15 protein-coding genes and 1 tRNA gene are annotated in these 22,657 nt (G+C 42.0%); 13 read left to right on the top strand and 3 right to left on the bottom strand.

Translation table 11 applies throughout. The annotated features are described in order from the left end of the window. The first annotated feature begins 5 nt into the window (after nt 1–5). Both ftsZ and lpxC read left to right on the top strand, forming a co-directional pair. On the top strand, nt 6–1,229 hold the full coding sequence (gene ftsZ, locus NI389_RS07595; RefSeq protein ID WP_308362529.1) for a cell division protein FtsZ: 1,224 nt from the start codon (nt 6–8) through the stop codon (nt 1,227–1,229). 127 nt (nt 1,230–1,356) lie between these two features. Continuing rightward, entirely contained in the window at nt 1,357–2,268 is a 912-nt protein-coding gene (gene lpxC / locus NI389_RS07590) for a UDP-3-O-acyl-N-acetylglucosamine deacetylase (protein WP_308362278.1), read from the top strand. 110 nt (nt 2,269–2,378) lie between these two features. Here lpxC and NI389_RS07585 read toward each other — a convergent pair whose 3' ends face one another. Next, nucleotides 2,379–2,870 (bottom strand): DUF721 domain-containing protein, encoded by a 492-nt coding sequence (locus tag NI389_RS07585; RefSeq protein WP_308362277.1) that lies wholly within the window; start codon nt 2,868–2,870, stop codon nt 2,379–2,381. 315 nt (nt 2,871–3,185) lie between these two features. Between NI389_RS07585 and secA the strand changes: the two genes are divergently transcribed. The 6 genes from secA (at nt 3,186) to nagP (ending at nt 14,631) form a co-directional block, all read left to right on the top strand. After that, a complete protein-coding gene (gene secA / locus NI389_RS07580) occupies nt 3,186–5,891 on the top strand; it encodes a preprotein translocase subunit SecA (RefSeq protein WP_308362276.1) in 2,706 nt (901 codons plus the stop codon). A 52-nt stretch (nt 5,892–5,943) separates the two neighbouring features. Beyond that, nucleotides 5,944–6,333 (top strand): 8-oxo-dGTP diphosphatase MutT, encoded by a 390-nt coding sequence (gene mutT / locus NI389_RS07575; protein WP_208844230.1) that lies wholly within the window; start codon nt 5,944–5,946, stop codon nt 6,331–6,333. Between the two features lie 135 nt (nt 6,334–6,468). Next, the gene (locus NI389_RS07570) at nt 6,469–8,529 is read left to right on the top strand and encodes a M13 family metallopeptidase (protein WP_308362275.1); all 2,061 of its coding nucleotides are present in this window, start codon (nt 6,469–6,471) and stop codon (nt 8,527–8,529) included. Between the two features lie 202 nt (nt 8,530–8,731). After that, nucleotides 8,732–10,387 carry a gamma-glutamyltransferase gene (ggt, locus tag NI389_RS07565; protein WP_308362528.1) on the top strand — a complete coding sequence of 552 codons (1,656 nt, stop codon included), beginning with the start codon at nt 8,732–8,734 and terminating at the stop codon, nt 10,385–10,387. 156 nt (nt 10,388–10,543) lie between these two features. Then, nucleotides 10,544–13,123 carry a family 20 glycosylhydrolase gene (locus NI389_RS07560; RefSeq protein WP_308362273.1) on the top strand — a complete coding sequence of 860 codons (2,580 nt, stop codon included), beginning with the start codon at nt 10,544–10,546 and terminating at the stop codon, nt 13,121–13,123. A 203-nt stretch (nt 13,124–13,326) separates the two neighbouring features. Further along, on the top strand, nt 13,327–14,631 hold the full coding sequence (nagP, locus tag NI389_RS07555) for an N-acetylglucosamine MFS transporter NagP (protein WP_308362271.1): 1,305 nt from the start codon (nt 13,327–13,329) through the stop codon (nt 14,629–14,631). A 295-nt stretch (nt 14,632–14,926) separates the two neighbouring features. Here nagP and NI389_RS07550 read toward each other — a convergent pair whose 3' ends face one another. Next, a complete protein-coding gene (locus NI389_RS07550; protein WP_308362270.1) occupies nt 14,927–15,673 on the bottom strand; it encodes a hypothetical protein in 747 nt (248 codons plus the stop codon). 78 nt (nt 15,674–15,751) lie between these two features. Beyond that, a tRNA-His gene (locus NI389_RS07545) sits at nt 15,752–15,827 on the bottom strand. Nucleotides 15,828–16,017: 190 nt separating this feature from the next. Here NI389_RS07545 and NI389_RS07540 point away from each other — a divergent pair. The 5 genes from NI389_RS07540 to NI389_RS07520 all read left to right on the top strand — a co-directional run bounded on the left by NI389_RS07540 (nt 16,018) and on the right by NI389_RS07520 (nt 22,652). Then, entirely contained in the window at nt 16,018–16,833 is an 816-nt protein-coding gene (locus NI389_RS07540) for a mechanosensitive ion channel family protein (RefSeq protein WP_308362269.1), read from the top strand. A 20-nt stretch (nt 16,834–16,853) separates the two neighbouring features. Then, nucleotides 16,854–17,618, top strand: coding sequence for a DUF481 domain-containing protein (locus tag NI389_RS07535; RefSeq protein WP_308362268.1), 765 nt, complete (start codon nt 16,854–16,856; stop codon nt 17,616–17,618). 137 nt (nt 17,619–17,755) lie between these two features. Then, entirely contained in the window at nt 17,756–20,374 is a 2,619-nt protein-coding gene (locus NI389_RS07530) for an SLBB domain-containing protein (RefSeq protein WP_308362527.1), read from the top strand. Nucleotides 20,375–20,434: 60 nt separating this feature from the next. Next, complete coding sequence (locus NI389_RS07525; RefSeq protein WP_308362267.1) at nt 20,435–21,484, top strand: nitroreductase family protein; 1,050 nt, start codon at nt 20,435–20,437, stop codon at nt 21,482–21,484. Then, nucleotides 21,477–22,652, top strand: a complete 1,176-nt coding sequence (locus NI389_RS07520) for a polysaccharide pyruvyl transferase family protein (RefSeq protein WP_308362266.1) — start codon at nt 21,477–21,479, stop codon at nt 22,650–22,652. The genes NI389_RS07525 and NI389_RS07520 overlap by 8 nt, the downstream gene beginning before the upstream one ends. Nucleotides 22,653–22,657 lie beyond the last annotated feature (5 nt).

Here is a 22,657-nt window from a genome sequence, read left to right as displayed (position 1 = left end):
TGAAGATGTTTGATATTATGGAACAGCACAGCGAAGAAGCTGTCATCAAAGTCATCGGTGTAGGTGGCGGCGGCGGAAATGCCGTTGAACACATGGTAAAACAACAAATCGAAGGCGTTCGTTTTATCGTTGCAAACACTGATGCGCAAGTATTACGTAAGTCAGCTGCTGACATTACCGTTCAACTAGGCAAGCAAATTACCGCAGGTCTAGGTGCTGGAGCTAATCCAGATGTCGGACGTAAAGCAGCCGAAGAAGATGAAGAATCAATCCGTAACGCGCTTGAAGGCGCAGATATGGTGTTTATTGCCGCTGGCATGGGCGGTGGTACTGGTACTGGTGCTGCACCTGTCGTTGCGCGTGTCGCAAAAGACATGGGTATTTTGACGGTTGCAGTAGTTACACGTCCTTTTGACCTTGAAGGCAAAAAACGTATGGCGGCGGCAGAGCAAGGTATCTCTGAACTAGCTGAAATCGTTGATTCACTTATCACTATCCCAAATAACAAACTTCTGAAAGTACTAGGCAAAGGCACAACGCTTCTCGATGCGTTTGGCAAAGCTAATGACGTGTTATACGGTGCGGTACAAGGCATTGCTGAGTTGATTACGCGTTCGGGTCTAATCAACGTCGACTTTGCAGACGTACGAACGGTTATGTCGGCAATGGGCACGGCGATGATGGGGACTGCGTCAGCAACTGGTCCAGATCGAGCACAAGAAGCAGCAGAAGCGGCGATTTCAAGCCCATTACTTGAAGACGTAGATTTAACGGGAGCGAAAGGCATTCTAGTTAATATCACCGCAGGTATGGATATCACGATCGAAGAATTTGAGATTGTGGGGAACCATGTGAAAGCGTTGGCGTCTGAGAATGCAACTGTTGTAGTCGGTGCGGTTATTGATCCTGAAATGAGTGAAGAGCTGCGCGTTACTGTTGTAGCGACAGGTTTAGGCGGTGATCGTCGCCCTCAATTTGGCATTGTGAATAACAATTTCAAAAAGGCGGTGGGTGCAGATACAACTCCAACAATGAGCTCAAGCACAAATGCAGGTATGTTTGTACCAAGTTTCACTAGCCCAGTTTCGGATGATGATCTTGGGATGGTGTCAAAACCTGAAGTGCAAGCAAATGATGCTCCAAAAGCAGAATCAGTAAAACCAGCGGCTAAGAAAGACAATGCAGATTATTTTGATATTCCTGCATTTTTGCGTAAGCAAAGCGATTAATTAACCGTAAGTAGTGCTCGGTGAACATACAATCAATGAAAAATCATTGGTTGATGTTTAAACAATTTGGCAGCTGGTCGTATCTATGATACGATCCGCACCCTTATGTATTAGAGTGGGCGAACCTATGATAAAACAGCGTACGATTGCAGAAGTAGTCAAAGCAACTGGAGTAGGGCTTCACAAAGGCGAAAAGGTCACTATTACTCTCCGACCCGCGAGTGCGAATACCGGTGTGGTATTTCGTCGCGTTGACCTCAACCCTGTTGTGAACTTTGAAACTACACCGGAAGCGGTTGGTGATACGCAGTTATGTACCTGTTTAACAAACAAAGATGGTGTTCGTCTATCCACAACCGAGCATTTAATTGCAGCTGTTGCTGCATTAGGGATCGACAACCTAATCGTCGAACTTGATAGTGCTGAAGTGCCAATTATGGACGGGAGTGCATTACCGTTCATTTACCTTATTCAAAAAGGTGGCATTAAAGAACTAAATGCAGCGAAAAAGTTTATTCGTATCAAAGAAAAAGTACGTGTTGAAGACGGTGATAAATGGGCTGAAATTGAGCCTTACGACGGTTTTCATATCGATTTTGAGATTGCGTTTAACCACCCTGCGATTAACGATAGTCGCCAACGTATTGGTCTTGATATCACGCCACGCAGTTTTACCGAAGAAATCAGCCGTGCTCGTACCTTCGGATTTATGAAAGATATCGAGTATATGCATGCGAACAACCTAGCACTAGGTGGAAGCATGGATAATGCGGTTGTACTAGACGAGTTTAAAGTATTGAACCCGAATGGTCTTCGCTATGCGGATGAATTCGTTAAGCATAAAATCCTAGACTGTGTAGGTGATATGTTTATGGCAGGGCATAACATTCTTGGCAAGATTACGTGTTTCAAATCAGGTCATGGTTTGAATAACAAGTTACTGCGTCAAATTATGGCGACAGAATCTGCATGGGAATGGGCTACATTTGATGAACAAGTTCACATGCCGGCTCCTGGACTGGAACTTGTTACTGCATAATTGAGTTTATGATGAAAGTGGCGCTTAGGCGCCATTTTTTATGCCTGAAAATCTACAAATTCAGCGTCAAAGCGTAACTTCGTTGCGACCAGCTTAAACGTTGGTCTTTCTTATTCTTTGCTGGCGTGTTTGGCAAGACGTTGTAACTTTTCTTTCAAACCATGCGGAGCATTTTCGGCAATCGCGTTTAAATGTTCAGCGGTTTGTTCGCTCATTTGTCGTTTAGCACTGTTGTTAGACGTTTGGTAGGATGTTTGCTTTTCTTTTACTGCAAACCGAGTCTGAGCGTCTGGTGAGCTGGATATTTTCACCTGAATACATTCTGGGTAACCTGCTTGACGTACAGAGGATAGTATATCCATTCTCATGTAATTTAATCGAGTGGCGAGCGTCGCTGAACCTGCTTCAATAAAGAGAGTGCCATTTTGATAATGAGACACACGGCATTTTTTAATTAAAATGGGCCCAAGAGCCTGTTCAACTGCGTGTTGCAATTCAGTTTGTTTCGCTGTCAGTGAAGCAAATGTGCGCAACTTATTACTTACGGACATTCCTTGAAAAACTTCTTCAACAGGTTTTGGTGCGTAACGATTTTTAGCCATTTTTTAATGCGATAAATTGCAGCAGTTGCGTTAAAGTCTAGCAAAGTTCGGGATGAGTGAGAATCGGAGATTTGTTTTTTGGATCAAACTTGAAATTCAGTCATGCCGCCTTCATATCTTACCAATACAATGCACATTTTGTTGTCTCGAATAAGATTTTTAACGTTGTTATGCATTCATTTTCATCAATTGGTTTGCAGCGTCGTTAAGTCTGGTATGATATGGCAACTTTTTAGACTCTAGAGCTATTCAACTTAACATTAAGTTGACGAAGGTGAGCACGCGGCTCATCAAAAATAACGTAACGGTTTTAACATGATAACTAAAATTTTTACCAAACTGTTTGGTAGTCGAAACGACCGCACCATTAGAAACTTAAGAAAAACAGTCGCCCTCATCAATGCATTAGAAAAAGACATCAGTGCCCTTTCTGACGAGCAATTGAAAGCGAAAACCGCTGAATTCCGTGAGCGTTACGACGCAGGTACGAGTCTCGATGACTTATTACCAGAAGCGTTTGCGGTGGTCCGTGAAGCGTCAAAACGTGTGTATGGCATGCGTCATTTCGATGTACAGATGATTGGTGGTATGGTGCTTCATCAAGGTCGCATCTCGGAAATGCGCACAGGTGAAGGTAAAACGTTAACAGCAACGTTACCAGCTTACCTAAACGGTATCACAGGTAAAGGGGTTCATGTTATTACGGTGAATGATTACCTAGCAAAACGTGATGCTGAAAATAACCGTCCGCTTTTCGAATTCCTAGGCTTAAGCGTAGGCTGCAATGTCCCAGGTATGATGGGTATGCAAAAGAAAGAAGCGTATGCAGCCGATATTACTTATGGAACCAACAACGAGTTTGGCTTTGACTACTTGCGCGATAACATGGCGTTTAGTATTAATGAACGCGTACAGCGCCCTCTTCATTACGCAGTTGTGGATGAAGTGGATTCAATCCTTATTGACGAAGCGCGTACTCCACTCATTATCTCTGGACCAGCGGAAGACAGCAGCCAACTTTACACTGAGATCAACACGATCGTTCCTGAACTGATTCAACAAGAAAAAGAAGACGAAGAAGGTGTTGAAGGTGACGGCGATTACACGATTGATGAAAAGAGTAAGCAAGTTCACCTTACTGAACGCGGCCAAGTTAAAGTTGAAGAGCTACTCACTTCACGTGGTTTGTTACAAGAAGGTGACTCTCTGTATTCAGCGGGCAATATTACGTTGCTAAGTCACGTTTATGCGGCACTTCGCGCTCATAAACTGTATCAAAAAGACGTTGATTACGTTGTGAAAGACAACGAAGTTGTTATAGTCGATGAACACACAGGCCGTACGATGGAAGGTCGTCGTTGGTCAGAGGGTCTTCATCAAGCCGTTGAAGCGAAAGAAGGTGTTCGTATTCAAAACGAAAACCAAACATTGGCTTCGATCACCTTCCAAAACTATTTCCGTCTATACGAAAAACTTGCTGGTATGACGGGCACTGCAGATACAGAAGCATTTGAATTTCAATCTATTTATGGTCTAGATACTGTTGTTATTCCTACGAATAAACCGATGATCCGTGATGATCGTACCGACTTGGTTTATCTGACTCAAGAAGAAAAGTACGAAGCCATTTTGGCAGACATTCGCGACTGTCAAAAACGCGGTCAGCCAGTTTTGGTTGGTACAATTTCGATTGAAAGCTCAGAGTATTTGTCTCACTTTTTACGTAAAGAAAAGATTGAGCACAATGTACTGAACGCGAAATTCCATGCGCAAGAAGCTGAAATCATCGCAGATGCGGGTCTTCCTGGAAAAGTAACCATTGCAACAAACATGGCTGGTCGTGGTACAGACATTATGTTGGGTGGTAATTGGCAAGCGGAAGTTGCAAAAATTGAAAATCCAACGGATGAGCAAATCGCGGACATTAAAGCAACTTGGAAAGAGACACAAGCGAAAGTCTTAGAAGCCGGTGGTCTACATATTATCGGTACTGAGCGCCACGAGTCTCGTCGTATTGATAACCAGCTACGTGGTCGTTCAGGTCGTCAAGGTGATGCGGGTTCAAGCCGATTCTACTTGTCGATGGAAGATGCATTGATGCGTATCTTCGCTGGCGAGCGTATGACCAACATGATGCGTAAGCTTGGTATGCAACGTGGTGAAGCGATTGAGCACCCGTGGGTAAACCGTGCGATTGAAAATGCGCAGCGTAAAGTCGAAGCGCGTAACTTTGATATCCGTAAGCAACTTCTCGAATACGATGACGTGGCGAATGATCAGCGAAAAGTGGTTTATGAGCAACGCAATGAACTGCTTGAAGAAGGCGATATTTCAGAGACGATTACTGCTATTCGAGCTGACGTAGTGAACGACGTGATTAATCAATACATCGCACCGCAGAGCTTGGCGGAAATGTGGGATATCTCTGGACTTGAAGAACGCTTACGTGCGGACTTCCTTGTTAGTTTACCGATTACGCAGTGGCTACAAGACGACAATAAGCTTTATGAAGAATTATTGCGTGAACGTATCCTTGAAAACATCGAGGCAGCGTATAAGCAAAAAGAAGAAATGGTTGGAGAATCAGTGCTTCGCCAATTCGAAAAAGCCGTGATGTTGCAAAGCCTAGATCAGCATTGGAAGGATCACCTTGCTGCAATGGATCATTTACGTCAAGGTATCCACTTACGTGGTTATGCGCAAAAGAATCCTAAGCAAGAATACAAGCGTGAATCTTTTGAGTTATTCTCGCAAATGCTTGAAAACTTGAAGATCGATGTTGTCGGAATTCTGAGTAAAGTACAGGTTCGTGCGGAAGAAGATGTTGAGAAAGTTGAAGAACAACATCGTCGCAGTGAGCAAGCGCCACGTGAATATCAGCATGCAGAAGCAGAACACATTGGTGGCGAAATTCCTGAAGGGGCAGTGGTTGCACGTAATGAACCTAAAGTCGGTCGTAACGAAGCATGTCCTTGCCAATCAGGTAAAAAGTACAAGCAGTGTTGTGGTAAGTTGAGCTAATCACAGCGCAATGAAAGAAGCGACGTAAGTCGCTTTTTTTTATGGAGTAAATATGTCTAAAAAGCAAGTTAACGTCGCAGTTGGCGTGGTTGAACACCATAACCAAATACTCATTTGCAAACGCTCAGCAGAACAACATCAAGGCGGTTTGTGGGAATTTCCAGGTGGCAAAATTGAACAGGATGAAAGTGTATTTGACGCACTTAAGCGAGAACTTAAGGAAGAAGTTGATATTACTATTCAAAGTGCAACACCGTTAATCACCATTGATCATGATTATGGTGATAAGTGTGTATCACTTAAAGTTCTTTTAGTTCAAGATTTTATAGGCGAAGCTAAAGGGTTGGAAGGTCAACCTTTGTGTTGGGTTGATAAGCAACAACTTTCTACTTATGAGTTTCCAGAGGCGAACAAGCAAATTATCGCAGCAATCTTGAAATAGAGACACATATCTTGTTACAAAATACATGGTTTTCAGTGTAAACCTTAGAAGGGTACACTACTCAAGTTTGCTTCACTATTAACAACAAACGACTCACGCATTTAGCGAATGGGTTGGGTATACAAAGAGATGGCGATGAAAAAGATTACATTAACGGCAGCAAGTATTGCGCTTGCACTAGGCCTCGTTGGCTGCGGCGAAAAAGTCGCAACAGAACAAGTAAAACCAGCAGCAGAACAAGCACTACAGAAATCAGGTATTGATCTCTCGAATATCGACGAGTCGGTACGCGCGCAAGATGATTTTTATTACCATATCAATGGTAAATGGCTTGCTCGTACAGAAATTCCTGCAGATAAATCAAACTACGGTTCTTTCACTCAGCTTTATGAAAACTCACAGAATGCGATGAAGGAAGTGCTGGAAGCGGCTTCAGCAAAGCTTACTGCTGATACAAACAGCGATGAGTTCAAGTTAGGTGCTTTTTATAAAAGTTACATGAACGTCAATGCGCGTAATGAGCTTGGTATGGCTCCTCTTAAGCCTTACTTAACTGAAATTACTGCGTTGGAAAGCAAAGACGGCTTATCTGAGTTGATGGCGGATTTACAAATCAAGGGTGTAACAATGCCTTTTGGTTGGTACGTAAATAATGACGAGAAGAACTCAAGTCAATATGCGTTATATGTTTATCAATCAGGTCTTGGTTTACCAGACCGCGATTATTACTTAAAAGACGACGAAAAATTCAAAACGATTAGAGAAAAGTACTTAGCTTACATGTCGAGCGTACTTATGCGTGCAGGTATCGCGAATTCAGATAAAGCCGCTGAGCAAGTTCTTGCGCTTGAAACTGCAATTGCACAAGCTCAATGGAGCCGTGTGGAAACGCGCGATGCAACGAAATCGTATAACAAAATGTCTGTTGAAGACATGAACAAGCTACTTGGTGACATTGATGCTTCTGCATATTTGAACGCTGCAGGTGTGTCCATATCTGAACTTATCGTGGGCCAGCCAAGTTATCTCGAAAAGCTAGGCGCTATATACAGTGAAACTGATTTAGCAGTGTGGAAAAACTATTTAGCTTTCCACACAGTAAATGATTTCGCTAATTTACTTGGCCAAGAAATGGTTGATCTAAACTTTGACTTCTATTCAACGACTTTACGTGGTGTGAAAGAGCAATCACCAACGTGGAAAAAAGCAGTGGATGCGAGTAATGAAGTGTTAGGTGAGATTCTTGGTAAAATCTACGTCAAAGAGTATTTTCCACCTGAAGCGAAAGCCCGTATGGAAGGCTTAGTCGCGAATCTAATCAAAGGCTTTGAGCAAGCGATTGATGGTCTTGAGTGGATGAGTGCTGAAACGAAAGTCGCAGCGAAAGAAAAACTCAACAAATTCACGCCTAAGATTGGTTATCCAGACAAATGGAAAGACTACTCAGCGCTTGAGATCAATCCTGATGACTTAGTCGGCAACTATGTTCGACACAATACTTGGGCATATCAAGATATGGCTCAAAAATTAGGTAAACCAGTGGACCGCTCTGAGTGGTTTATGACACCACAAACGGTGAATGCGTACTATAACCCAGTAAATAATGAAATCGTATTCCCTGCAGCCATTCTACAGCCACCTTTCTTTAACTTGGAGGCGGATGATGCGGTTAACTATGGTGCTATCGGTGCGGTAATCGGCCATGAACTAGGCCATGGATTTGACGACCAAGGCGCGAAATACGACGGTGAAGGTAACCTTCGTAATTGGTGGAGTGAAGCGGATCTTGCACAGTTTGAAACTCGAGGTAAGCAATTAGTTGCTCAATACGATGGTTTCAAACCATTTGACGACACGAACGTTAATGGTCAATTGACACTGGGTGAAAACATCGGTGACTTGGGTGGTTTAACCGTAGCGTACAAAGCTTATCATATCTCTCTAGGTGGAAAACAGGCGCCAGTAATCGATGGTTACACGGGCGAACAACGCTTCTTTATGGGATGGGGGCAGATTTGGCGTCGTAAATACCGTGATGAAGAATTACGTAACCGTTTGATGACGGACCCTCATTCACCAAGTCAATACCGTGTAATTGGTATTTTGTCTAATATGCCTGAGTTCTACCAAGCATTTGACGTAAAAGAAGGTGACAAAATGTACATCAAACCGGAAGAACGCGTGAAAATCTGGTAAGTCTTTTTAGCCTATATTTGTACCGAAACCCGCCGTATGGCGGGTTTTTTGTCTCAGTACAGTTAGGATTGGTCGCAATCACGTTGCTGCTTTGAAATTGAGCGATAAAGTGAATACATCAGTTCTCTGTATAACGAAAAAAATAATGATACGTACAAAGTCAGCGGGTTCATTCGCAAAGCGCACTACCTTTATCACCCTGATGCTTCTTTCGAGTTTCTCGGTATTCAGTTTTGACCGGATCACGGGAGAGCACTTTGCGAGTCGTTCGGAAGTCATCGCTCCACATGCCATGGCTGCGACCTCACAACCATTAGCAACTCAAGTAGCACTAGATGTCATGAGGCAAGGGGGAACGGCTATCGATGCAGCGATTGCCGCGAATGCGATGCTTGGCTTAGTAGAACCGACAGGATCGGGGATTGGGGGGGATTTATTTGCGATAGTTTGGGATGCCAAACTGCAAAAGCTATTCGGCCTTAACGCAAGTGGTCGCTCACCAAAGTCGCTCACGTTAGATATGCTCAAACAGCAAGGAAATAAAATTCCATCTTTCGGTCCGCTTCCAGTATCTGTGCCAGGTGCTGTTGATGGTTGGTTTGAACTGCACGCCAAATTTGGCAAATTACCAATGAAAACATTGCTTGCCCCTGCAATTGAGTATGCCGAACAGGGTTTTCCGGTCAGTGAACTTATCGCTTACTACATGCAAAAGAGTGTGGCGATTCGTGGGCAGTATCCGGGCTTTAAAGAAGTATTTATGCCAAGTGGTACTATGCCTAGAAAGGGAGAGCTATTCAAAAATCCGGCCTTAGCCAAAACCTATCAGGAAATTGCGGACACAGGACGAGACGCGTTTTATAAAGGAAGAATAGCGCGAGAAATAGCCCGATATATGAAAGCGCAAGGTGGTTATTTAAGTTACGAAGACTTAGCAACACACCATAGTGATTGGGTTGAACCGATAGGTGTGGATTATCGTGGATACACGCTTTGGGAATTACCACCAAATGGCCAAGGTATCGCTGCACAACAAATTTTAAACTTACTTGAGGGTTTTGACTTAAAAGCAATGGGTTTTGATAGCCCCGAATACGTACATACGTTTGTCGAAGCGAAGAAATTGGCGTTTGCAGACAGAGCAAAATATTATGCAGACCCTGATTTCACTTCACTCCCTATAAAACAATTAGTATCAAAAGGGTATGCAGAATCGCGACGAACGTTGATTGACCCTGATAAAGCCGCTAAGCGTGACCATGCTGGGCCTGTTGAGGGCGATACCATTTACCTGACAACGGCTGATAAAGACGGAAACATGGTCTCACTTATTCAAAGTAATTTTAGAGGTATGGGGTCAGGTATGACACCACCAACACTCGGATTCGTATTACAAAATCGAGGCGAATTATTTAGTCTTAAAGAAGGCCATAACAATGTTTATGCTCCAGGCAAGCGCCCTTTCCATACCATTATTCCAGCTTTTGTGACGAAAGACGGTAAACCCTTTATGAGCTTTGGTGTTATGGGTGGGGCAACTCAACCGCAAATGCATGCCCAGATCCTGATCAATATGATTGATTTTGGTATGAATTTGCAAGAAGCAGGCGATGCACCAAGGATCCTACATTCGGGATCAAGCCAGCCAACTGACGAAATTATGCTCGATGGTGGTTCAGTTCATCTCGAAAATGGTTTTAGCGCTCAAACTCGTCGTAGCCTTATCGAAAAAGGCCATAAGTTACAGGAAATGGTAGGGCCCTATGGCGGCTATCAAGCCATCATGCGTGACCCAACCACGGGTGTTTACTATGGCGCTTCAGAATCCAGAAAAGATGGCCAAGCTGCCGGATACTAGTCTTTTCAGGCGTTTCTGCGACGAAGCGCCTTTTTTATGAGGAAAAATTGATAGCGCTGTCATTTTTGTTTATATATGATGAAAGGGACAAGTTGAGCAAAATATCTGCAATAATTAGAAGGTTGCCTGAAACCACCAAGGTTCGGAGAAAGAAGAATGAAAAAGCAATATCAATGGATTCTGGGCGCGTGTGCTGCGGTCCCGTTGTTTGCCAATGCAAACTTTAACCAACAAAGTTTAAATGCGTTTGCGAAAGACACCACATTCATGTTCACGTCTGAAGATAATTTTTTTGGTAAAACAGGTGAAGTATTAGCTTCAATTACCTTAACCAACAATTCACGCGTTGAGCTGCCCAAAGGCCAAGGTGATTGGCAAATTTACGTTCATTCTATTCGAAAAATTGCGAAAGTTCGCCACCCTGGTTTCAAACTTGAACACGTCAATGGCGATCTCCATCGTCTTGTCCCCACTTCTGAATTTCCAGGATTAGCACTTGGTCAGTCTATCAAAGTGGAATTTGAAGCGGCGGCGTGGATTGCGGCGTACAGCGATTTTATGCCACGTGCCTTCATCGTATCAAAACAATTGCAACCAGCTATTTTTGCTAATACGGACACGGAAGATCTGACCCAATTCGTGACATCGTTTACCCGTGAAAACCAACTAAAGCGATATAACGACCCTGTAGATCAAACGGTGACGCCGACTGCGGCTATCCGTTTTGAACAAAACTTGGCGGTAAATAGCATCGAAATCAAAGACGCGTCCACACGCATTATTCCAAAACCTCAGCAAGTTGAATTTAAACGAGGTTCAACAAGACTCAATAATGAATGGCAGGTTCGCTTTGCAGGTCGTTTGGCATCTGAAGTCAGCGTTTTTAAAGACGATTTAGCTGAGTATGGTCTTTCATTAGCAATGCTAGCCGACCACATACCTTTAGACAAGGGCGTTAAAGCGATAGAGCTTTCTGTGGATAAAAAACTTAAGGATGCCGAAAGTTATACATTGAATATCGATAGTGACCGAATTCGCATTGTGGGTGCGGACAATGCGGGGGTATTCTATGGTATTCAAAGTTTATTGGCTCTGTTCCCAGCGAACGCAAGCAATGAAGTCGCGCTTCCTCGTGGTGAAATCAAAGATGCGCCTAGATTCAATTGGCGAGGTATGCATTACGATAATGGACGTAATTTCCATGGCAAAGACGTGATGTTTAAACTTGTTGAACAAATGGCAAAGTACAAACTTAATAAGTTTCATTGGCATTTTTCGGACGATGAAGGTTGGCGACTTGAAATTAAAGATTTGCCCGAGCTTACTGACATAGGTGCTACACGTTGTTTTGATTTACAAGAGCAAACATGCTTGCTTACTCAGCTTGGCACAGGGCCGTTTAAATCAGGTAGCGGGAATGGATATTTAAGCCGAAATGACTTTATTGAGCTACTGAAGTTTGCCAAAGTTCGACACATTGACATCATTCCTGAAATCGAAAGCCCTGGGCATGCGCGCGCTGCAATTAAAGCGATGGAAGCGCGTTTTAATCACTATTCTGCTAAGGGAGATTTGGTTGCTGCAAAGGCTTACCTACTTAGTGAAGCAAACGACACTTCAACTTACTCAACGGTTCAAAGTTATACCGACAATGCACTGAATGTTTGTATGGATTCCTCGTATGCTTTTATTGAAAAAGTGACTTACGAAATTCAATCGATGTATCGAGAAGCAGGTGTGCGTTTGACGAATTTGCATTTTGGCGGAGATGAGGTCGGGCACGGGGCTTGGACTGGTTCCCCTGCGTGCCAAAAGCTGTTCGAACAAGCTGACAATGGCGTGGCTGGTGTTCAAGATTTAAAGCCTTACTTCACACAACGAGTTGCACAGATATTTTCCCGTCGTGGAATAACGCCGGGAGCTTGGGAAGATGGTTTGATGTACGACGCAACCACCCCATTTAATCGCGAAGAGTTTCCAAACAAATCCTTTACAGTGAATGCATGGGACAATATTTGGGAGTGGGGAGTTGCGGATAGAGCATATCGTCTGGCGAATGATGGATATCAAGTGGTTTTATCTCACGGAACTCATCTGTACTTTGACCACCCTTATGAAGCGCATCCTTTAGAGCGTGGCTACTATTGGGCTGCTCGCGCAACCGATACACAAAAGGTGTTTGGTTATATGCCTGATGATTTGTATGCCAATGCTGATGTGACTCGGAACCTTGATCCGATTGACAACTTAGAAGCATTAGTTGGTCGAGCAATGCCACAGCTTGAAAAGCCAGAAAATATACTCGGTATACAAGGTCAAGTGTGGAGTGAGACAATACGTACTGAATCTCAATTTTTGGAAATGGTATTTCCTCGTTTATTGCCGCTTGCCGAGCGAGCTTGGCATAAGGCTAAGTGGGAAGGCCAAACGATCAACAAGGCACAGCGCTTAGAAGATTGGGCGCAATTCGCAGCGACGTTGAGCGAAAAAGAGTTAGCTAAGCTCGATACTGCTGGGATTAAAGCGCATTTACCTGTACCAGGGGCAATCATTGAAGATGGCAAGCTGCACGCCAACAGCGCATTTCCATTATTACCAATCCAATTTAGTACGGATGGTGGAAAGTCTTGGCAAACTTACTCAGGTCCAACCTCCGTGGTAAAGGGGCCATCGGTGCAACTCAGAACGTACCTTGGTAATAAAAATGTAAGCAGAATTACATACTTACCAAATTAAGGTACGATACTTCCTATTATAAAGGGCTATTGAGCCCTTTTTCACTATTGTTTGGTTAAGAAAAACACACTGGTCAAATAATAAATTTTAACGTAAAGTAAAATGTCAGCGCTGTCATTTTTAAGCGCACATTCATAATAGATAAAAAAACACTGACATTGAGTCGGTGATAACATAACCTCAATTGCAACGAGATGAAGTTTATGGAAGCCACAGTGGAATATGAACAAAACAAAAAAAGCAGTTTAATGCCTATGATTGTTGCTGCGTCGTCGTTTTTCTTGCTTGGATTTATAGCATGGATCAATGGCTCGCTTATGCCATATCTTAAGCAAATGCTTGAACTCACCCCTTTTAAAACCTCGCTTATTATTTTTACTTTTTACATATCGGTGACGTTTAGTGCGATTCCATCTGCGAAGGTGATCCGAAAAATCGGTTATAAGAACAGCATGGCGCTTGGCATGTTAATTATGATGACTGCTGCGCTTCTCTATATTCCTGCAGCCAAAACACATATGTTTGAAGTGTTCCTCGCTGCCCAGATTATTTATGGTATTGGTTTTACATTACTTCAAACCGCCGTTAATCCTTACGTAGTTAAATTTGGCCCAGAAGAATCCGCTGCGGTACGTGTTAGTATCATGGGCATTTTGAACAAATTTGCAGGTGTTATCGCACCGCATATCTTTACTGCGTTAATTGTTGTAAATCTTGATTTTTCTGTGGGTAGCACGTTAACGGAAGAGCAAAAGAACATGATGGCGCAAAGTTTGGTGATGCCTTACATTTATATGGCACTGCTCATTTTGGCGTTTACTCTATTTGTTAAGTTCTCTTCGCTGCCGGAATTACAGTCCGAAGATGATGGAGCAGAGCCAGGCGCTGGCGATATCAAAGAAGCCCTTAAATACCCAAATCTCGCATTAGGTGTACTCGCGCTTTTCGTTTATGTTGCCGTAGAAGTGATTGCCGGTGACACCATCGGTATTTATGCGCTTTCATTGAAGGTCGAAAATTACAGTATCATGACGTCTTACACGATGTTTTGTATGGTAATTGGTTACATTATTGGTATTTTGTTAATTCCAAGGTTTATTTCGCAACAATCGGCATTGACGGGCTCGGCTGTGATTGGTATTTTGCTATCACTAGCGATTGTGTTCGGCAATTCAGAATCTTATGCTATTTCTAATGTGCTGTTAGTTCCATTTGGGCTTATTGCATTACCAGATACGTTGATGTTTATTGCAGCGTTGGGTCTTGCGAATGCAATGGTCTGGCCAGCCGTTTGGCCATTGGCACTTTCTGGACTCGGGCGCTTAACTAGTGTAGGTTCTGGTTTATTGATTATGGGTATCGCGGGCGGCGCGTTTGGTCCATTGATTTGGGGCGGCGTTAGTGCAACGGGTCTCGGTCAGCAAGGCGCTTACATTGTTATGATCCCGTGTTACTTGTTTATATTATTCTATGCGTTGAAAGGTCATAAACTCAAACGCTGGAACTAATGAGTTTTAAAATAATAATAATAGAAACGCATTTCTATCTGTAAATAGAAATAATCCCGTGTGTGATGCCACCGAAAGGTGGCATTTTTGTTTGCTTCTTCCAATCATTAAACGATACCCGCTGTTATCTCGAAAGTATCTGTTTGGTAACCGACCAACTATCCACGAAAGAATAAATGGAATTGAGGCGACGTCCCTAAATTCGTGTTATTGCAACGCAAAGAGCGAGACATAAATACTAGGAGCTTGTATTCACAGGAGCAGGAAAGCGTAACACGAGTCTAAGTAACTTTTGTCACTGCACACTATAGCGTTTTAAAATATCGCTCATTGCACCGGATACTACAAGTTTCTGAATTGCTTGTAGAAGTTCTGAAATATCATTCGCGGATAGTTTTGGCGATAACGCACAGTATAGGTAGTTATGGTCAATTAGAGCGCTATTTTGTGTTTGCGCAGTGTCGACTATGGAGGCTTCAGTCTTTGCAATGACAAACATTGGAAAATCCCCCCGCAAGTAACGTTGATAGCTTATTGAAGGTGAGAGGCTATCTATTCGAACGAGTTTGCCACGGTCAAAAAGTGGCTCCAAGTTTGGATAGCGATAGCCCAGAACCGTGCCAATCAGCGTTGGCGTTGTTTTACTTTCAGCATAATTAATCAACTGCTCAACAGAACTCAAATTGAGGTGGTTGATCAACAAATCTGGATTATCATAAAGCGGCTCACTCCAAATTAAATTAGAGGAGGTAAGCCATTTTGGGTTTGCCGTACAGTTAATATCAACAAATTTGTCTAAAAGTAATTGTTCGAGCCGTGCTCGTGGTGTTTTCAAAAATTCGATTTGAATATTCAGTTCACTACCGATGGCATTCGCCAAGTCAAATAAAATCCCAGATCGAATGTCACCGTCATCACTCAAAATAACTTGAGGGTAAGTGTTTACTTCGCCATAGGAGAAAGTAAGTTTAGGGACAGATGCAAATACGGTATAAGAGTTGAAAAAAACAACTAAACCAAGAAACATCGATTGCAAAGACAACTAGAGAACCAAATGAAAAACGTACAGATAGGCAGCTTAATAAATATTTTATGAAAATGATAGGAATATAGTAAGAAGTGGGGCGACTGATGGGGATTGAACCCACGACAACCGGAATCACAATCCGGGGCTCTACCAACTGAGCTACAGCCGCCACTATAAGAGTTGTACACCTCGTGTGGTGTGGCGCGCATAATACATAAATCATCCTGTAATGGAAAGGAAAAATTTAAGTTTTTTTGAAATTAATAAATTTTTCTGTTGTACAGGCAAAATTCATATACGCTATGTATGATCATTGGATCATATAATAATCAGCTCACATTCAAATCGGAGTGGACATCATGGAATCAATTTTAGATTGGGTTAGAAATAATACTGATTTAATCATACATTACACAATCCAAGGCGTATTAGCGATCGTCATTTTGTTCGTTGGTATGCGAATTGCGCGTTTTTGTGAAGGTCTAACGGAAAAAGCGTTTGCAAAAAAAGGTGTAGATAAAGCGGTTGGCTCATTTGTTGCGAATATTTTTTATGCGTTGGTCTTTGCTGCATCGGTACTTATGGCGCTATCGCAAGTTGGCATTGAGACGACGAGTTTCATTGCGATTTTAGGTGCAGCCGGCTTAGCTGTAGGTCTTGCTCTTCAGGGGTCGTTATCAAACTTTGCATCAGGTGTATTGATTATTATGTTACGTCCATTTAAATCGGGCGATTACATTGAAGCCGGTGGCCGCGCGGGGAGCGTTCAAAAGATTGAAATTTTCTCTACCGAACTTCGCACACCAGATAACAAAGTTATCATTATGCCTAACTCTGCCATTATGTCGGGTCCTATCGTGAATTTCTCGCGCGAAGCGACACGTAGAATTGATTTGGTCATTGGCGTTAGCTATGACTCTGATTTGAAAAAAGCAAAAGAGGTTCTTCAGTCGGTGCTCGACAACGAGGCTCGAGTACTTAAAGATCCTGCCTATACCGTAGCCGTGCTGGAGTTAGCCGATTCAAGTGTTAACTTCGTGGTGCGTCCTTGGGTAAATACGAGTGAGTATTGGCCTACGTATTTTGCTATTGTAGAAAACATTAAGTTAGAGCTTGATGCAAATGACATTACTATCCCGTTCCCTCAAATGGACGTTCATTTACACAAAGATTAATTGAAAAGGGTTTGAAACACATGAAACTACCAGTTTTTACGGTATTAGCGGCTGCTTGTATAAGTGCGAATGCTTTCGCGGATAGCGACAAAACATGGGAAGTCACAAGTGAAGTTGGTGCGATTATTACAAGTGGTAATACCGAAACGACAACACTAAAAGGTGGCATCAAAGCTAAACACAGTTTAGAAAGTTGGGAAAACGAATACAAACTTGATGGAATCTACAAAGAAGATGAAATTGAGAGCGATAACGGCGAAAAACGTTCGCAGCGTACAAACGAAAAATACGCCGCCTCTGTTCAAGGTAACTATAAATTAAACGAAAAGCACAGCCATCTGTACCTGTATGGAAGCTATGTTTCTGATTATTTTGGTGCATTCCGAAGTGAATCAGTTGTTTCACTAGGTTATGGTACTCGTTTCATCAACACGCCTGATATGGTGTTGAATGCGGAAATCGGTCCTGGCTATAAGTATTTTGAACATCAAGAAAGTGATGATGGCAGTGATCCGAAAGCAGGTGAGTTTGAGGGAGAGATGATCGCTCTTGGAAAACTGGATTTTAGTTGGAAGCTTTCAGACAACGCAAAATTCACGCAATTAGTTGCGGTAGAATACGGTGATAGCAACACTAAAACAAAGTCTGAAACAGCGCTTTTGACAAAAATCAATGGCTCACTCCAGATGAAAGTTGCGTACAACATCACAAACAACTCCGATGTTGCGGAAGGCAAAGAAAACACGGATACAGAGACTTCTTTGACTCTGGTATACAGTTTTTAACAAACTAACCAAATCAGGGGCGCACTGCGCCCTTTAATTTCTTTCAAACTCAGGTAGAATTGCCTGCAATAAAATCTATAACGGAAGAGATTTACGTGAATTTCCTCAGAATACTTATCCTTTCAATTTTTGTATTAATGTCGCAAAACAGCTTTGCGATAAATCCAAGTAAACAGCAGATTGAGCAATTTAAAAAGCTCCCAAAAGCTCAACAGGAAGTGCTGGCCAAGCGTTATGGTTTTGATTTAAGTACTTTGGATAACAAGAATAAAGGGGACAAAAAAAATGAGGAAAAAGACACTTCGATCTTACCTCGCGATCAAAAGGGTTTAAATGAAGAGGAAACTGAAGAGGATAAGTTTAAGCCAAAATTAGAGGAACTAAAGCCGTTCGGTTATGAACTTTTTGCTGGTGAGCCGACTACCTTTATGCCATCAGAGTTAGCCGCAATCCCTGATACCTATTTGTTGGGCATTGGCGATACAGTAAAAATTAATTTGTATGGAAAAACGAATGAGGAACATGAGGTGCAAATCGACCGTGAAGGTCGCTTAGCTATTCCTAATTTGAGTCCAATTCATGTAATAGGTTTATCGTTTAAAGAACTAAAAACGCAGATTTCTCAAAAAATATCTGAGGAAATGATTGGTGTTCAAGCTTTTGTTTCTATGGGCGAGCTGAATCCAATGCGTATAATGGTAGTAGGTGAAGCATACAAACCGGGAAGTTACACGGTATCTCCACTTGCGACAGTGACGCATGCATTGTTCGTATCAGGTGGTGTTAGCGACAATGGCTCGCTAAGAAAAATTCAAGTAAAAAGAGCAGGAAAGCTTATAACTACGTTTGATCTTTATGACTTATTGCTATTTGGAGATAGCTCTGATGATGTGGTACTTAAGCCTGGCGATGTTGTATTTATCCCGCCAGCGGCTAAGAAGATTAAAGTAAAAGGCGAAGTTAACCGTCAAGCTATCTTTGAGTTAAAAGAAACCGATTCGCTAGAGAGTGTAATGGCGATGTCAGGTGGATTCAAAGCAAGCGCAAACAAGTCTAAGGTCGTTGTTTCGAGATATAACGGTGATGGAAAACGTATTACTCTAAACTACAACTTTGCAGATAATACGAGTTATAAGCCACAAAACGGGGATGAAATATCTGTAAATGCGGCATCAACGCGTTTTCAAAACACTGTTACACTAGTTGGTGCTGTGACAAGCCCTGGACACTATGAATGGCATTCAGGAAAAACACTTAAAGACGTATTCAGTGCACCACGTGAAGACTTATTAACTATCGCTGATTTTGGTTATTCATTAATTATCCGAGAAGTTAATTTGGAAGGGGATATAGCTATCCATCAATTCTCGTTGCAAGATATTTTCAATGGGAAATCTGGGGATATTGAGCTTGCATCGAATGATACAATTGTCGTCTTTAGCCGCTACCAGCTGAAAGAAGAAGAGGAGCAGTTGCTGGAGGATTTAGCGTTTAACCAAGAACAATTGAAATTGCGTGAAAACGTAAAGCTGTGGGAACAATTCGAGCGTGATGAGTTCTTAAAATATATAGGCTTAAAGGATGATGAACTTTTCAAGCTAGATGAAGATGTTAAGTTAATCACGAGTATCGATGCGCTTTTCGAAGAGCCTAAAGAAGTTGAAGAAGAAGAATACGCCGTCTTTAGTCGTCAAAAACTATTGGCGCCTATATTAGCCAAGCTACAAAGACAGGCAACGCCAACCAAGCCAGCGAAATTATTTGCGGTAAATGGTCAGGTTAAGTTTCCAGGCGTGTACCCTTTGTCTGAAGATGCTAATTTTCAAAAGGCAGTTCAGGCTGGTGGTGGCTTTTTAGAAGCAGCTTACCTTGAACAAGTTGAATTAACTCGTGTTGTCTACAATGAAGGTAAACAAGTAGAGCATATTCAATTCAATGGTATAAATGAATTAGCGAACCCAACAAAATTACTCGCAAGTAAGGATACTATAAATATATTCCCTAGGCCAAATTGGCAGGAGAGGCTTCAGGTAAAAGTTGTGGGGGAGGTCAAGTTTCCAGGCACTTATACAATTAAGCGCGGTGAAACATTAGATAACTTGCTTGAGCGAGTTGGTGGTTTGAATCAATTTGCTCATAAAGAAGCGGCTATTTTTACGCGTGAGTCAATAAAGCGAAAGGAAACATCTCAAATTCAAAGGCTTACTCAAGAATTGAGACGTGACATCATTACAAATACTTTCCAAAAAAGCGCGACAGCAAATAATTCCATGCCATATGAAGATATGGACAAAATTCTAAAAGATCTGTCCAAAGTGGAAGCGTTGGGACGTCTCGTTATCAACCTTGATAAACGTTCAACACAAGCCCTGCAACTGGAAAATGGGGATGCGTTATATATCCCAGCAATGCAAGACTCAGTGAGTGTCATAGGTGAAGTCAACTTAGCGGCAACACATTTGTATGATTCATCCAAGTCCGTTGACGACTATATCAAAGCAAGTGGTGGTCTGAAGCAAAAAGCGGATGATGAGCGAATTTATATTATTAAGGCCAATGGTTCCGTTGAGCTTCCTGGCTCAGGTTCATGGTTTGCGACGAATAATCAAGCTAGCCAGCTAGCTCCTGGTGATACTATTGTCGTTCCTTTAGATGCGCAACACATTGACAGTTTAACTTTGTGGAGTACCGCGACACAGATTATTTATCAACTAGGTTTAGCTGCAGCTTCGATAGCTACACTGAACAATAGATAGTAATTAACGGAACTGAATAAAAAGGGTACGGGAAACATTTGTTTCCCGTATTTACGTTTTATGCAAAAACTTAAAAAGCTTATCATTAAAGTAATAGAAATTACACAAAGCACAGTGAGGCCTCTTTTTATTGCGTCTCCATTTCTTAGCCGCCTTTATTACCTTCTTTTCGATAGAGCATTTGGGTATGAGCAACAGGCTATTCTAAAAGCAAAAATTCAATATGAAACTCGACAAGGTATGCAAGATAACTCAAGTTCTTTACTTAGACGCAATATCCATCGCATAGAGAAAGGTTTGATAATGCGACCTCGTAAGGATGTTTTCGCGTTGGATTATATTGAAGAAACTGTCTCAGTCTATTCGCGTGCTGCAAAAGTGGAACACCTTGACCATGCTGATTTGGTTTGGGCCTATTCTGTGTTGCAACAGTTTTTTACTGTATGCGATCTCAAACACCCAACCATTAAAGCAAGTTTTGAAATTTTTCAAGCTGTAAAATTTCAAAGCGATGCTACCTCGGTGCCTTACTTAAGTAGCGAAAGAGTCGCACACGATATTTCTTCTGAACAGTTAAAAGCGTTATGTAAATCAAGGCGCTCAGTGAGGTGGTTTGAGCAAAAGAAAGTTGACAAGTCGCTGCTTATCGAAGCTCTGACTATTTCAACTGAAGCACCAAGTGCTTGTAATCGCCAAGCATTTGAATTTATGTGGATTGACGACGAAGAAACGAAGCGAGAGGCTGTTGAGCTCCCCGGTGGGACCGCTGGTTTTGCATCACAAATTCCCTGTTTGTTAGCGGTTATTGGGGATTTGTCTGCATACCCATTTGAAAGAGACCGACATGTAATTTATATAGATGCTTCCTTAGCGAGTATGCAATTTATGTTAGCATGTGAAACGCTAGGTCTTTCTACTTGTGTGCTTAACTGGCCTGAATTGCATACATTAGACAAGCGTGCGGCAAAACTGCTTAACCTACCGCAGCACAAACGCATCATAATGTTTATTGCTGTAGGGTATGCTTTAGCTGATGGAGGAATTCCATTTTCAAATAAAAAGAAAGCCGCGACACTACTCACATATGTGGAAACAAAAAAACGTGATTAATATAGAAATTAAAGGTGTTCAGTTTTCTAACAAAGGAGCTGAATTGATGCTGTTGTCTATCCTAGCACAGTTGGAAAAGGAATTAGGTGAATATAATTTAGTATTATCACCTGGACCCAATCTCCCCTATAAGATGAGAGCGAAACTTGGCGCATTTCAAAAGTTGAGTTTTAGACGAGGCCCTCTTGATTTGACGGGGATATTTGGAAAGTTACCGCACTTTATTAAGCGTTTGTTAAAGCGATATGGCATAGTAACTGAAGCTGACGTTGATGTTATATTGAATGCAAGCGGTTTTTCATATGGAGACCAGTGGCCGTTAAACGATCTGAAAAATGCGGCCAAAGAGGCCGTTAGATTCAAAAAGGCTGGCAAACCATATATTTTGTTACCACAAGCATTAGGGCCATTTACTAAAGTAGATCATGCAAAAGCAGCACATTTGATGATCAACTCTTCTACTAAAGTATATGCAAGAGACCGAATTTCATTTCAGGCATGTAAAGTTCTCAATGAAAACGGCTGCTTGGAGTTAAGCCCAGATTTTACGGCTTTGATAGAGCCCAAAATAATTGAACCATTTGACAATAAAACTGTCTGCTTTATTCCAAATAATAAAGTTGTTTCCAAGTATCACAATGAAGAAGCACAGGGCGATATTGATAAATATGTAGCCTTTTGGCGAAACCAAGCTGAGATCTTTATTAAGTACGGCTTTGACGTGATCTTGCTAAATCATGAAGGTGAGGAAGATAAATTACTTTGCAACAAGATCGCAGAAGCTATTGAAGGTGATATTCAGATTGTAGATACACTTGAGGCAATTGAAATCAAAGCATTTTTGGGCGGTTGTCATGCTGTTGTAAGTAGCCGTTTTCATGGTTGTGTCAGCGCGTTGTCACAAGGTATTCCCTGTTTGGCCACTAGTTGGAGCCATAAGTATGAGATGCTATTTGAGGAATATGGTCTAATAGATAATGTTATTGATTTTAAATGTGAAAAGGATGTAGTCGAAGATAAACTTATTAATTTTATTAATACGTTAAAAGAGCAGTCAGTAGTTTGTTTGCAGGTGTCAAATGAGGTTAAAGAAAAGAACATACGAATGTGGAAGAGTGTAATATCTTTAATTAAGACTCCCTTAATCGACACTAAAATTTCTCATTGATATAA

The sequence above is a fragment of the Pseudoalteromonas xiamenensis genome, from assembly GCF_030994125.1.
In the GTDB taxonomy this organism is placed as follows: Bacteria; Pseudomonadota; Gammaproteobacteria; order Enterobacterales; family Alteromonadaceae; genus Pseudoalteromonas; species Pseudoalteromonas xiamenensis_B.
The sequence above is the reverse complement of the archived record's forward strand: the minus strand, read 5'-3'. Positions and strand labels throughout refer to the sequence as shown.

Bases quoted from the DNA above. Each gene is read 5' to 3' on its own strand.
- mutT (WP_208844230.1), top strand. From the start codon at position 5,944: ATGTCTAAAAAGCAAGTTAACGTCGCAGTTGGCGTGGTTGAACACCAT.
- NI389_RS07560 (WP_308362273.1), top strand. From the start codon at position 10,544: ATGAAAAAGCAATATCAATGGATTCTGGGCGCGTGTGCTGCGGTCCCG.
- ftsZ (WP_308362529.1), top strand. From the start codon at position 6: ATGTTTGATATTATGGAACAGCACAGCGAAGAAGCTGTCATCAAAGTC.
- NI389_RS07570 (WP_308362275.1), top strand. From the start codon at position 6,469: ATGAAAAAGATTACATTAACGGCAGCAAGTATTGCGCTTGCACTAGGC.
- NI389_RS07525 (WP_308362267.1), top strand. From the start codon at position 20,435: ATGCAAAAACTTAAAAAGCTTATCATTAAAGTAATAGAAATTACACAA.
- secA (WP_308362276.1), top strand. From the start codon at position 3,186: ATGATAACTAAAATTTTTACCAAACTGTTTGGTAGTCGAAACGACCGC.
- NI389_RS07585 (WP_308362277.1), bottom strand. From the start codon at position 2,870: ATGGCTAAAAATCGTTACGCACCAAAACCTGTTGAAGAAGTTTTTCAA.
- NI389_RS07540 (WP_308362269.1), top strand. From the start codon at position 16,018: ATGGAATCAATTTTAGATTGGGTTAGAAATAATACTGATTTAATCATA.
- nagP (WP_308362271.1), top strand. From the start codon at position 13,327: ATGGAAGCCACAGTGGAATATGAACAAAACAAAAAAAGCAGTTTAATG.
- lpxC (WP_308362278.1), top strand. From the start codon at position 1,357: ATGATAAAACAGCGTACGATTGCAGAAGTAGTCAAAGCAACTGGAGTA.
- NI389_RS07530 (WP_308362527.1), top strand. From the start codon at position 17,756: ATGTCGCAAAACAGCTTTGCGATAAATCCAAGTAAACAGCAGATTGAG.
- NI389_RS07535 (WP_308362268.1), top strand. From the start codon at position 16,854: ATGAAACTACCAGTTTTTACGGTATTAGCGGCTGCTTGTATAAGTGCG.
- ggt (WP_308362528.1), top strand. From the start codon at position 8,732: ATGCTTCTTTCGAGTTTCTCGGTATTCAGTTTTGACCGGATCACGGGA.